The organism is Thioalkalivibrio sp. ALJ16 (assembly GCF_000377345.1).
GTDB lineage: Bacteria > Pseudomonadota > Gammaproteobacteria > Ectothiorhodospirales > Ectothiorhodospiraceae > Thioalkalivibrio.
Genome location: NZ_KB898063.1, coordinates 1 through 11,904, shown reverse-complemented (window position 1 = coordinate 11,904; position 11,904 = coordinate 1). Strand labels below are relative to the sequence as shown.

At 67.6% G+C, this 11,904-nt stretch carries 12 protein-coding genes, 1 tRNA gene and 1 pseudogene; 10 read left to right on the top strand and 4 right to left on the bottom strand.

Annotated elements, in window-relative coordinates:
• The coding region (locus D000_RS13595) for a transposase (protein ID WP_018873962.1) at window positions 1-114 on the top strand (114 nt) is incomplete at its 5' end.
• A gap of 7 nt (window positions 115-121) precedes the next feature.
• Here D000_RS13595 and prmC read toward each other — a convergent pair.
• The 3 genes from prmC to hemA are packed head-to-tail and all read right to left on the bottom strand — an operon-like array spanning window position 122 to window position 3,359.
• Window positions 122-979 carry a peptide chain release factor N(5)-glutamine methyltransferase gene (gene prmC, locus D000_RS0113010; protein WP_018873961.1) on the bottom strand — a complete coding sequence of 286 codons (858 nt, stop codon included), beginning with the start codon at window positions 977-979 and terminating at the stop codon, window positions 122-124.
• A complete protein-coding gene (gene prfA, locus D000_RS0113005) occupies window positions 979-2,064 on the bottom strand; it encodes a peptide chain release factor 1 (RefSeq protein ID WP_018873960.1) in 1,086 nt (361 codons plus the stop codon). The genes prmC and prfA overlap by 1 nt, the downstream gene beginning before the upstream one ends.
• A complete protein-coding gene (hemA, locus tag D000_RS0113000) occupies window positions 2,061-3,359 on the bottom strand; it encodes a glutamyl-tRNA reductase (protein ID WP_018873959.1) in 1,299 nt (432 codons plus the stop codon). Before hemA ends, prfA begins: the two co-directional genes overlap by 4 nt.
• A gap of 157 nt (window positions 3,360-3,516) precedes the next feature.
• Between hemA and D000_RS0112995 the strand changes: the two genes are divergently transcribed.
• The 9 genes from D000_RS0112995 to grxD all read left to right on the top strand — a co-directional run bounded on the left by D000_RS0112995 (window position 3,517) and on the right by grxD (window position 11,370).
• Window positions 3,517-5,262: a tetratricopeptide repeat protein gene (locus D000_RS0112995; protein ID WP_018873958.1), complete on the top strand. Its 1,746-nt coding sequence runs from the start codon at window positions 3,517-3,519 to the stop codon at window positions 5,260-5,262.
• Complete coding sequence (lolB, locus tag D000_RS0112990) at window positions 5,259-5,915, top strand: lipoprotein insertase outer membrane protein LolB (RefSeq protein WP_018873957.1); 657 nt, start codon at window positions 5,259-5,261, stop codon at window positions 5,913-5,915. The genes D000_RS0112995 and lolB overlap by 4 nt, the downstream gene beginning before the upstream one ends.
• Window positions 5,912-6,790 (top strand): 4-(cytidine 5'-diphospho)-2-C-methyl-D-erythritol kinase, encoded by an 879-nt coding sequence (ispE, locus tag D000_RS0112985; RefSeq protein WP_018873956.1) that lies wholly within the window; start codon window positions 5,912-5,914, stop codon window positions 6,788-6,790. Before lolB ends, ispE begins: the two co-directional genes overlap by 4 nt.
• A gap of 311 nt (window positions 6,791-7,101) precedes the next feature.
• Window positions 7,102-7,176 (top strand) — tRNA-Gln (locus D000_RS0112975).
• A 285-nt stretch (window positions 7,177-7,461) separates the two neighbouring features.
• On the top strand, window positions 7,462-8,418 hold the full coding sequence (locus D000_RS0112970; protein WP_026280002.1) for a ribose-phosphate diphosphokinase: 957 nt from the start codon (window positions 7,462-7,464) through the stop codon (window positions 8,416-8,418).
• Window positions 8,419-8,540: 122 nt separating this feature from the next.
• Window positions 8,541-9,227 (top strand): 50S ribosomal protein L25/general stress protein Ctc, encoded by a 687-nt coding sequence (locus tag D000_RS0112965; protein WP_018873954.1) that lies wholly within the window; start codon window positions 8,541-8,543, stop codon window positions 9,225-9,227.
• 32 nt (window positions 9,228-9,259) lie between these two features.
• A complete protein-coding gene (gene pth / locus D000_RS0112960; protein WP_018873953.1) occupies window positions 9,260-9,871 on the top strand; it encodes an aminoacyl-tRNA hydrolase in 612 nt (203 codons plus the stop codon).
• Window positions 9,868-10,962 carry a redox-regulated ATPase YchF gene (gene ychF / locus D000_RS0112955; protein WP_018873952.1) on the top strand — a complete coding sequence of 365 codons (1,095 nt, stop codon included), beginning with the start codon at window positions 9,868-9,870 and terminating at the stop codon, window positions 10,960-10,962. The genes pth and ychF overlap by 4 nt, the downstream gene beginning before the upstream one ends.
• 78 nt (window positions 10,963-11,040) lie before the next feature.
• Entirely contained in the window at window positions 11,041-11,370 is a 330-nt protein-coding gene (gene grxD, locus D000_RS0112950; protein ID WP_018873951.1) for a Grx4 family monothiol glutaredoxin, read from the top strand.
• Between the two features lie 421 nt (window positions 11,371-11,791).
• On the opposite strand, the pseudogene D000_RS14245 reads toward grxD, so the two are convergent.
• Window positions 11,792-11,904, bottom strand: a pseudogene (locus D000_RS14245) (ribonuclease T); the annotation flags it as partial.

Sequence of the window (11,904 nt, the reverse complement as noted above, 5' to 3'; positions counted from 1 at the left end):
GTCGAAGGCATCAACAACACCATCAAGGTGATCAAACGCCGCGCCTATGGCTACCGCGACCAGGACTACTTCTTCCTCAAAATCCGCGCCGCCTTCCCCGGTAATGCTCGATGAACCTTTTTTATGGGCGGATGCCGATGGTGGTGCGCTCGTGCCCGGCCGGGTCACGCAGACTCTGCACATCCTGATAACCGGCCTGTGCCATGCGGGCGCGAACGTCAGGGGCCTGATCGAACCCATGCTCCAGCAGCAGCGGGGCACCCGGGAGCAGGTGGTCGGGCGCGGTATCGATGAGGGTGTACAGGTCGCCGAGCCCGCCTTCCGGCGCGGCCAGCGCCTCCCGTGGCTCGAAGCGCAGGTCGCCGCGGGTCAGATGCGGGTCACCCGGGGCGATGTAGGGTGGGTTGCTGACGATCACGTCGAAGGCGTCCTCGGGCTTGAACGGGGCGAGCCACGCCCCCTGCAGGAAGGTCACGTCCAGCCCCAGGACGTCGGCGTTGGCGCGGGCCTGGCGCAGGGCGTCCGGGCTGCGGTCGGTGGCGACGGCCTCGATGGTCGGGCGTTCCGCCTTCAGCGCGAGGATGATCGCGCCGCTGCCGGTGCCCAGATCCAGCACCCGGGGGTGCGTGCGGCCGCAGGCGTCGATGGCCCCGAGGGCCTGTTCCACCAGCAGTTCAGTCTCCGGGCGGGGGATCAGGCAGGCGGGGGAGACCCCGAGATCGAGGGTCCAGAAGGCGCGCCGGCCGAGGATGTGGGCGATGGGTTCGCCAGCGCAGCGGCGCTGGCAGAGCGCGTCGGCACGGGTGACCTGCTCGGCCGTGGCGGGATCGGTGCCGTGGGCAATCAGCTGCGCGGTGTCCAGGCCGGTGGCCGCACCCAGCAGCAGGCGGGCCTCCAGTCCGGGCGTTTCGATCCCGGCGGTCTGCAGGCGGCTGCGCAGTTCCTGCAGCAACGCGTCCAGGGTCGAGGTTGCGGGCATCAGGCTTCGGCGAGGGTGGCGAGCTGCTCGGCCTGATATTCGTGGATCAGCGGGTCGATCACCGGGTCGAGGTCGCCGGCCATCACCTGTTCCAGCTTGTACAGGGTCAGGTTGATGCGGTGGTCGGTCACGCGGCCCTGCGGGAAGTTGTAGGTGCGGATGCGCTCGGAGCGGTCACCGCTGCCGACCAGGCTCTTGCGCTCGGCGCTCTGCGCGGCGGCCTGGGCCTCGCGCTCGGCCTCGAACAGGCGCGCGGCGAGGTAGGTCATGGCCTTGGCGCGGTTCTTGTGCTGCGAGCGTTCTTCCTGGCACTCGACCACGATGCCGGTGGGCAGGTGGGTCAGGCGGATCGCGGAGTCGGTCTTGTTCACGTGCTGGCCGCCGGCCCCGGAGGCACGGAAGGTGTCCACGCGCAGGTCGGCGGGGTTGATCTCCGGCATCTCGACCTCGTCCAGCTCCGGCAGGATGGCGACGGTGGCCGCGGAGGTGTGGATGCGGCCCTGGGATTCGGTCTCCGGCACGCGCTGCACGCGGTGGGCGCCGGATTCGAACTTGAGCCGCGAGTAGGCACTCTGGCCGGCCAGGCGCCCGATTACCTCGCGGTAGCCGCCATGCTCGCCCTCGCTGGCGCTGAGGATCTCCAGCTTCCAGCCCTGCTGTTCGGCGTAGCGGGTATACATGCGCAGCAGGTCGCCGGCGAAGATCGCGGCCTCGTCGCCTCCGGTGCCGGCGCGGATCTCGAGGAACACGTTGGCGTTGTCGTGCGGGTCCTTCGGGATCAGGTGGCGGTACAGCTCCGCCTCCAGCGCCTCGGTCTGCTGCGTCAGGGTCTCGATCTCGGCCTCGGCCATCGCGCGCAGTTCGGCGTCATCCTCCGCGAGCATCGCGCGGGCCTCTTCCAGTGCGGCCTGATTGTCGTGCCAGGCCTTCCAGGCCTCGGCGACTGGCTCCAGCTGGCTGTATTCCTGCGACAGGCGGCGCAGCTGGTCCGGGTCTTCGGCCGCGTCGGGCGTGGCCAGCAGCTGCGCGATCTCGGCGTGACGCTCGGACAGGCCCTCGAGCTTGGCGCGGAACGAGTCCTTCACGATTGCGACCCGGAGCTGTCATCGTCGCCGGGGTCGTCTTCCGGGGCGGGCAGCTGGAACAGCCGGTGGGCGGCGTCCAGCAGGCGGGCGTCGCCCTCGTGGGCCGCGGTGTTCAGCGACTTGCAGGGGGCGTGCATCAGCTTGTTGGTCAGGTTGTGCGCGAGCAGTTGCAGCGCCTCTTCCGGGGATTTTCCGGCGCGCAGCATGGCCTCGGCCTTGGCGAGTGCCTCGGCCTTGATGCTGTCCGCACGCTGGCGCAGCTGGCGGATGCTGTCCACCGAGTCGCGGGCCCGCAGCCAGCGCATGAATTCGCCGGCGCGCTGGGTGATGATTTCCTCGGCCTGTTCGGCCGCGGCCTGGCGCGAGGCCATGTTCTCGTCGATGACCTCCTGCAGGTCGTCGACGGTGTAGAGGTATACGTCCTCGAGCTGGCCCACCTCCGGCTCGATGTCACGCGGGACCGCGATATCCACCATGAACATCGGCTTGTGACGACGCTTGCGCAGCGCGCGCTCGACCGCGCCCTTGCCCAGGATCGGCAGTGGCGCCGCAGTGGACGAGATCACGATGTCGGCCTCCGCCAGGCGCTCGGGGAGCCGGTCGAGGCTGATGGCCTCGGCATCGAAGCGCCCGGCCACGGCATGGGCGCGCTCCACCGTGCGGTTGGCGACGATCACGTTGCCGATGCCGGCGCCGGAGAGGTGCTGCAGGGCCAGCTCGATGGTCTCGCCGGCGCCGATGACCAGTGCCGTCAGCGGTTTCAGGTCGCCGAAGATCTGGCGTGCCAGCGACACCGCGGCAAAGGCCACGGAAACGGCGCTCTGGCCGATGGCGGTCTGGGTGCGGACATCCTTGGCCGTGGCGAAGGCGTGCTGGAACAGGCGTTCCAGCGAGCGCCCCAGGGTGCCGGCCTCGTGCGCGTACTGGTAGGCCGTTTTCATCTGCCCGAGGATCTGCGGCTCGCCCAGCACCATGGAGTCCAGCCCGCTGGCCACGCGCAGGGTGTGACGCACGGCCGAGCCGTCGTGGTGCAGATAGAGGTAGGGCTTCAGCTCGTCGCGGTCGATGCCGTGATAGCCGCCGATCCAGTCGAGCACGCGCTGTTCGCTGTGCTGCCCGCCCTCGCGGAAATACACCTCGGTGCGGTTGCAGGTCGACAGGATCGCGGTTTCCGGCAACAGCACGCCGGAGCGCAGCGAGTGCAGGGCCTCGCCGAGCTCGTGCTCGTTTACGGAGAGCCGTTCGCGAATCGCGACCGGAGCCGTTTTGTGATTGATCCCGAGAGTGAACAGCATGCTGGCGCGTATTGTGCCGGAAAACGCGGGCGCGTGGCCGAATTTCCCGATAGTGTACTGTGCTGTAGGGTTGGCCGGGGAGCATGTATCCGTGTTGCCCCGGAGTGACCACCACCCGTTATGGAACCCCGGAGGCGGCCCGGCCGTCCCATTCGATATGCCCGAACTGATTCCGACTGGAACCCTGATGACACGAAGCCTGCTCGCGCTGGCCGCCCTGTTCTCCCTGGCGGGTTGTGCGCACACCCAGCTGGATGCCTCCGATACGCTGCAGACGGACCGTCCGGTCATGCTGCCGGCGGCCGGCGGCGAGGATCCGGAGGCGGCGCTGATGTTCAGCGTGCTGGTGGCCGAGATCGCGGTGCGCTCCGGCGAGCATGACGAGGCCGCCCGCTACTACGGGGCCGCGGCCCTGATGAGTGACGACCCGGCGATCGCGGAACGGGCTACCCGCATCGCCCTCTTCGCGCGCGATTTCGAGCAGGCCCAGCGCTCGGCGGACCGCTGGCTGCGCCTGGCGCCCGACAGCCTGGAGGCCAGCCAGGTGTCCACGGTGCTGCGGATCAATGCCGGGGATGCCGAGCAGGCCGCGGAACAGCTCGATTCCCTGATGGGCCGGCTGCTGGTGCAGGGCTCGGATCCCTACCCCACCCTCGGGGCGGTGATCGGTCAGGCCCAGGATTCCGCTGCGGCCCTCGAGGCCATGCGCCTTCTGAGTGATCGCCGTGCCGACGATGTCGGCGTGCACCGGGTGTACGCGGAGGCCGCTCTGCGCTTCGCCGAACCGGGCGAGGCGGCGCTGGCGGTCACCACGCAGGCGGTGGAACGTTTTCCCGAGTCGGTGCCGTTGCAGCTGCTGCACGCGCGGGCGCAGCGCGAGGCCGGCGAGATCGAGGCGGCGGTGGCGACCCTGCGCGCCACCGTGGATGCGCACCCGGACAGCCGCGAGGCGCGACTGGGCTATGCCCGCGCCCTGACCGAACACGACGATCCGGTCTTCGCGCGCCGCGAGATGGACCGTCTGGTGCAGGCGGCACCGGAGGACACCCAGCTGCTGCTCGCCCTGGCCCTGATGAACCTCGAGGCGGAGCAGCTGGAACCCGCGCGCGAGTATCTGATGCGGCTGGACGCCCTGGGCGAGCGCGAGAACGAGGTCGCCTACTACCTCGGGCGCCTGCATGAAATGGCGGACGAGCCGGATGCCGCACTGGCGGCCTATGGGCGGGTGGAATCGGGTGACTACGCCGAAGATGCGCGCCTGCGCACGGCGCGCCTTACGCTCAAGCGCGACGGCATGGAGGCTGCGCGCGAGCTGTTCCGTCCAATGCAGCAGGGGGTGGATGACGATCTCGCGCGGCGCGCCTACCTCGCGGAGGCCAATATTTTGCGGGAGCTCGGCGAATACGCGGAGGCCCGTGGCCGCCTGAACCGGGGGCTGGTGCAGTTCCCTGGCGATACGCGGCTGCTTTATCTGCGCGGACTGGTCCACGAGCGCGCGGATGACATTGCCGCCGCGGAGGCCGATTTTCGTGCCATCCTCGAATCCGACCCCGAGAATGTGGCGGCACTCAACGCCCTGGGGTACACCCTGGCCGACCGCACCGATCGCTACGAGGAGGCCTACGAGCTGATCCTGCGGGCCTACGAGCAGGAACCCGACGATGCCGCCATCGTCGACAGCTATGGCTGGGTGCTGTACCGGCTCGGAAGGCTGGAAGAGGCCGAGACGCAGCTGCGGCGCGCCTACGACCTGATGCAGGACGGCGAAATCGCCAGCAATCTGGCCGTGGTGCTGTGGGAGCGGGGCGCGCGTGACGAGGCGCGCGAGCTCCTCGAGGCGGCGCTGGAGCGCGAACCCGACCACGAGCGCCTGCAGCGCGTCCGCGACGAACTCGTCGAATGATCCAGTCAGTCAAAACGCAGGCCGCGGTGCGGTGGCCGCGCGCGTCGTGGCCGGCCGCTGCGCTGGTGGCCGTGGCGCTGGTGCTTGCCGGGTGCGCGGCGCCGATGCCGGAGGCCGATACCTCCGCGGTCGCGGAAGCCGCCTTCGAGGTGCGGACCGAGCACCTCCAGGCGCTGGACACCTGGCGACTGGTGGCGCGCCTGGGTCTGTCGTCCGGGGAGGAGTACTGGTCGGCCCAGCTCAGCTGGCGGGTGCTGGAGGGTGAGCATGTGCTCGATCTGTCCGGCCCCATGGGGCGCGGCGGCGGCCGGCTGACACTGTCCGACAATGGTCAGGCCCTGCTGGTGACCCGTTCCGGCGAGCGCTTCCAGGCGCACGATCCGGATGCCCTCGTGGCCTATGTACTGGGTGAATCGATCCCGGTGAGCGGCATGACCTACTGGGTGCGCGGCCTGCTGCACCCGGAGGCCTCCCACCAGCTCGACGTGGATGCCGAGGGTCGCCCGTTGCGGATCCAGCAGTCAGGCTGGCGCATCGAATACAGCGAGTTCGAGGAGGTGGATGGCGTACCGATGCCGGTTGCCATGGTCCTCGAGCGCGACGACATCGAGCTGCGTGCGCGGATCGGTCGCTGGCAGCTGGGCAACCCGTGAGCGGGCGCGCAGACGGCGGGTTCGACAGCGTCTTCCCCGCCCCCGCCAAGATCAATCGTTTCCTGCACATTACCGCTCGCCGGACGGATGGTTATCACGAGCTGCAGACTGTCTTCCAGTTTCTCGGGCTGGCGGACCGCCTGCGTTTCGAGCCCCTGCCTGCCGGTCGCTACGAGATGGCCGGCACGGCCATCGACGGCTCCGACAACCTCTGCCTGCGCGCCGCGCGCAGCCTGGCTGCCGCCACCGGCAGGGCCTTCGGTGTGCGCATCCATCTGGACAAGCGGATCCCGATCGGTGGTGGGCTGGGCGGCGGCAGCTCCGACGCCGCAACCACCCTGGTGGCGCTGAACCATCTGTACGAGCTGGGTTGTACGGTCGACCGCCTCGCGGCGCTGGGGTTGGAGCTCGGTGCGGACGTGCCGGTGTTTGTCGCCGGGCATGCCGCCTGGGCGGAAGGGGTCGGGGAACGCCTGGTGCCGGTGGACCCGGAGCAGGGCTGGGTCCTGCTGATTGATCCTGGTGTCAGGGTGGCGACGGGCGCCATGTTCGGCGCGGCGGAATTGACACGCGACTGTCCCACCGAGACAATTTCGTCCGAATTCGATGCCGGACGCTTCGGCAACGTGTTCGAACCGGTCGTACGGGCGCGGTATCCGGAGGTCGACCGGGCCCTGACCTGGCTGGCGTCCGAAACGCCGTGCGCCTGCCTGAGTGGCAGTGGCGGATGTGTGTTCGGGATGTTTCCCGATCAGGCGGCGGCACACCGGGCGCAGTCCAGGCAGCCCGAGGCCTGGGCCAGCTGGGTGACGCCGCTGCTCAACGTCTCGCCACTGCAGGTCTGGCTTCCGGCCGCGGCCGCCTCAGGGGCGTGATGCCAGCGGCTGTCAGTCGGCGCATCGTACGGCTGCGGTGGGATTTCCGGCATGCGACCGGTCAGGCAGTACAATGGAGTGCAGCGAGATATTGGGCCGTAGCCAAGCGGTAAGGCAGCGGGTTTTGATCCCGCTAAGCGCCAGGTTCGACGCGAGCGGCGCAGCCGCGACCGACCGTCGCCGAAGGTGACGGCCCGTAAGGGTGGCACGCAGCGCCATCATCCTGCCGGCCCGGATCGGCGCCGCCGATCCGCGGGATGGACCGGGCACGACGTCGGCCGGGCAGTACAATTAGGAGTGCAGCGAGATATTGGGCCGTAGCCAAGCGGTAAGGCAGCGGGTTTTGATCCCGCCATGCGCAGGTTCGAATCCTGCCGGCCCAGCCATACAACGAAACCCGCGGTGCAGGGCGCCGTGGCACCGGCCGAAGGGCCGACAGGATGAGGACCGGGTTCGACTCGAGCGGCGTAGCCGCGAGAGCACGCCACCGCAGGTGGCGCCCGAAGGGTGGCGCGCAGCGCCATCATCCTGCCGGCCCAGCCATACAACCTGATCCGCGCCGTTGGTGCGGGTCACCAGCTACCAAGACCCCGGCCCAGCACCGGGGTCTATAATTTGGAGCCTGCGCGACAAAGCCGTCCGCTCCATATCCATCCAGACCGGGACGAACCGTGGTCGACAAGAGTCGTATGATGATCTTCGCGGGCAACGCCAACCCGCGTCTGGCGCAGAGCGTTGCCGAACACCTGGGCCTGCCGATGGGCAAGGCGACCGTGGGCCGTTTCAGCGATGGCGAGGTGCAGGTCGAGATCCTGGAGAACGTGCGCGGTCGCGACGTCTTCCTGATCCAGCCGACCGGGCAGCCGACCAACGAAAACATCATGGAGCTGGTGATCATGGTGGATGCGCTGCGCCGCGCCTCGGCCGGGCGCATCACCACCGTAATCCCGTACTTCGGCTATGCCCGCCAGGATCGCCGGGTGCGCTCGGCGCGCGTGCCGATCTCGGCCAAGGTGGTCGCGAACATGATCGAGGCGGTTGGCGCGGATCGCGTGCTGACCATCGACGTGCACGCCGACCAGGTGCAGGGCTTTTTCAACGTCCCGGTGGACAATATCTACGCCTCGCCGGTGCTGCTGGGCGATGTGTGGCGGCATGTCTCGGGCGATCTGACCGTGGTGTCGCCGGATGTCGGTGGCGTGGTGCGCGCCCGCGCGATCGCCAAACGCCTGGACGATGCGGACCTGGCCATCATCGACAAGCGCCGTCCGCGCGCCAACGAGTCCGAGGTGATGCACATCATCGGCGATGTGCGCGGCAAGTCCTGCATCATCATCGACGACCTGGTGGATACCGCTGGCACGCTGTGTCAGGCGGCGAAGGCCCTGAAGGAACACGGGGCGCACTCGGTGATGGCCTACGCCACGCACCCCGTGCTTTCCGGTGCGGCAATTGATAACATAAACGGTTCGGCGCTCGACGAGCTGGTGGTCACGGACACGCTGGCGTTGCAGCCCAATGCGCAGGGCTGCGAGAAGATTCGTCAGCTCTCGGTCGCGGAGATGCTGGCGGAGACGATTCGCCGCATCAACCGCGAGGAATCCGTCAGCTCGCTGTTCATGGACTAGTCGTCTTGAGCTAGCCGGAAGATTTCGGGAGGTTCGCCTCCCTTCAGCGCCCCGTCTGGTCGCGGGCGGGGTGTGTTCAGGGCGCTTCGGGTGAAGCGCCTTTCATTTTGGAGACTGTAGCAATGAGCATGAGCTTTACCATTGAAGCCGAGAAGCGTGACGAACAGGGTTCGAGTGCGAGCCGCCGCCTGCGTCGCGCCGGCAAGCTGCCCGCCATCCTGTACGGGGCGGACAAGGACGCCGTGGCCATCACGCTGGATCACAACGCGATGGTCCATAACCTGAAGGAAGACGCGTTCTACTCGCACATCCTGAGCGTGAAGCTGGACGGCAAGACCGAGAAGGCGATCCTGCGTGACGTGCAGCGCCATCCGTTCAAGCCGACCATCTACCACGTGGACCTGATGCGCGTGAGCGCCAACCAGCCGATCCGCGTCAGCGTGCCGCTGCACTTCCATAACGAGGAAGACTGCAAGGGCGTGAAGCTGGGTGGCGGCATGGTCAGCCGCATGATCAACGAGCTCGAGGTCGAGTGCCTGCCGGGCGATCTGCCCGAATCCATCGATATCGACGTTGTCGAGATGGATGTCGGCGACACCCTGCATATCTCCGAGCTGAAGCTGCCGGAGGGCGTGCAGAGCGTGGCCCTGATGCATGGCGAGGACTACGACTACGCCGTGGTCAGCATCCTGCTGCCGCGTTCCGCGAAGGCCGAGGAAGAAGAAGGCGAAGAAGCCGAGGCCGCCGAGTCCGAGGGTGGCGAAGAAGCCGCCTCCGGTGACGAAGGCGAGTCCGAGGACAAGGAATAAGCCTCACGGCCATTCCTGAGCCCTTCTGACTGATGGCCATTCGCCTGATCGTCGGGCTGGGCAATCCGGGCCCGCGTTATGCCGATACCCGGCATAACGCGGGCTTCTGGTTTGTGGATGCCCTGGCCCGTCGTCACAACACCGAGTTCCGCAGCGAGAGCCGCTTCGATGGCGAGGCGGCGCGGCTGACCCTGCCCGAGGGCGACTGCTGGCTGCTCAAGCCCATGAGCTTCATGAACAAGAGCGGCCTCCCGGTGCGCAAGTGTGCGGATTTTTACCGTATACCGCCGGAAGACATCCTGATCGTGCATGACGAGCTCGACCTGGACCCCGGGATCGCGCGCCTGAAGATGGGCGGCGGGCACGGCGGTCATAATGGTCTGCGCGACCTGCATCGCCACATGGGTGGGCCGAACTATGCCCGGCTGCGGCTGGGTATCGGTCACCCCGGGCATCGTGACGACGTCGTCCCGTTCGTGTTGGACCGGCCTGGCCGGGACGATGCGCGCGCGATCGAGGAGGCCATCGATGCCGCGCTGGACCAGGTGCCGGCGCTGGTCGCCGGACGCTGGGACGAGGCTGTACGCAATCTGCATGGCGGCGGGTCAAAGGCGGCCCGCACAACATCCGAGGAAACCCGATGAGTCTGAAGTGCGGGATCGTCGGCTTGCCGAACGTCGGCAAGTCGACCCTGTTCAATGCCCTGACCCGCGCCGAGATCGCCGCGGAGAACTATCCGTTCTGCACCATCGACCCGAACGTGGGCGTGGTGGAGGTGCCGGATCCGCGCCTGGCGCGGCTCACCGAGATCGTGAAGCCCGAGCGCACGCTGGCCACGACGGTGGAGTTCGTCGACATCGCCGGCCTGGTGGCCGGTGCCGCGCAGGGCGAGGGGCTGGGCAACAAGTTCCTGGCCCACATCCGCGAGACGGATGCGATTGCCCAGGTGGTGCGCTGTTTCGAGGACGACGACATCGTGCATGTGGCGGGCAAGGTCGATCCGCTGGCCGATATCGACACCATCAGCACCGAGCTGATGCTGGCGGACCTCGAGACCGCCAGCAAGGCGATTACCCGTCTGGCGCGCGCCGCGAAGTCGCAGGACAAGACGGCCATTGCGCAGCTGAAGGCGGCGGAGAAGGTCGCGGCCGGTCTGGATCAGGGGGTCCCGGCGCGGGCCCAGGATCTGGGCGAGGACGAGCGGCGCCTGCTCTATGACCTGCATCTGCTGACGATCAAGCCGCTGATGTATATCGCCAACGTCGACGAGGCCTCGCTGGCGGGCGGCAACGCGATGGTCGAGGCGGTGCAGGCCCGGGCCGCCGAGGAGGGCGCCGAGGTGGTCAGCGTCTGTGCGGCCATCGAGGCGGAAATCGCCGTGCTCGATCCGGAGGAAAGGGCCGAGTTCCTGGCCGATCTCGGGCTCGAGGAGCCGGGGCTGGATCGGGTGATCCGTACCGCCTACCGACTGCTGGACCTGCAGACCTTCTTTACTGCCGGCGAAAAGGAAGTCCGCGCCTGGACCGTGCGGCGGGGTTCCACCGCGCCGCAGGCCGCGGGCGTCATCCATACCGATTTCGAGCGCGGCTTCATCCGCGCCGAGGTCGTCGGGTATGACGACTTCGTCGCGAACAACGGCGAGCAGGGCGCGAAGGACGCGGGTAAATGGCGTCTGGAGGGTAAGGAATACGTAATGCACGAAGGCGACGTGGTACATTTCCGCTTCAATGTCTGAGCGCTATAGTAGGAATTTAATCCGGGTCGAGGCGGTGGTCGCCGGCCCGTTCTGGCATCCAATCTTGGGAGTACTTCGATGGACGTAATGGATCGCATCCGCCAGCAGGTGGAAGACAATCCGGTGGTGATCTTCATGAAGGGCACCCCGCAGTTCCCGATGTGCGGCTTTTCCAGCCGCGCGGTGGAGGCGCTCAAGCGCTGCGAGCAGGAGTTTGGCTACGTGAACGTGATCGCCGACCAGGAGGTCATGCAGAACCTGCCGCGCTTCGCCGACTGGCCGACCTTCCCGCAGGTCTATATCGATGGCGAACTGATCGGTGGCTGCGACATTACGCTCGAGATGTTCGAGAGCGGCGAGCTGAAGAAGATGGTCGACGCGGCTCACGCCAAGCGCGCCGCGAGCTAAGGCCCGCGTGGCAGCCCGAGAGGCTGCCGCGCCACCCCACCCCGGAACCCTCATCGCGAGACCCCGCTAGGGAGACGCTGATTTAATTGCACGTCCGCGTTGGTGCCCCCTGTTTTCCGAGACAAGGCGCGTCGTGCAGCGGGTAGTGGTTCTACCCGCCCGTTTTCGATGGATTCGGGGCGCAACGCAGGATCGGGGAACAGGGGGCACCAACCCGACAAGTGATTGAAAGAGCGGGCTCGGCCGCCCGTTGTTGATCAAAAACGGGCGCGCGCACGGCGTTGCGGCTCCCTTGTGCAGAATGACTGCACGGCAGTCACCGCGCCTTGTTCGCACGCAAAAGCGACTCGAGCGCGGACGTGCAATTAAATCAGCGTCTCCCTAGGGGGCGTGATGACCTGCGTATACGTCCCGGTCGGGCTCAGCTCCCCGGCGGCAGCTCTTCCGGGTCGGGCAGGCGCAGCGCATTCTGCGGGACCCCGACCCCGTCCTGCCAGCGGTTCGCGATCTGGCAGAAGATATCCGCCGTCTTTT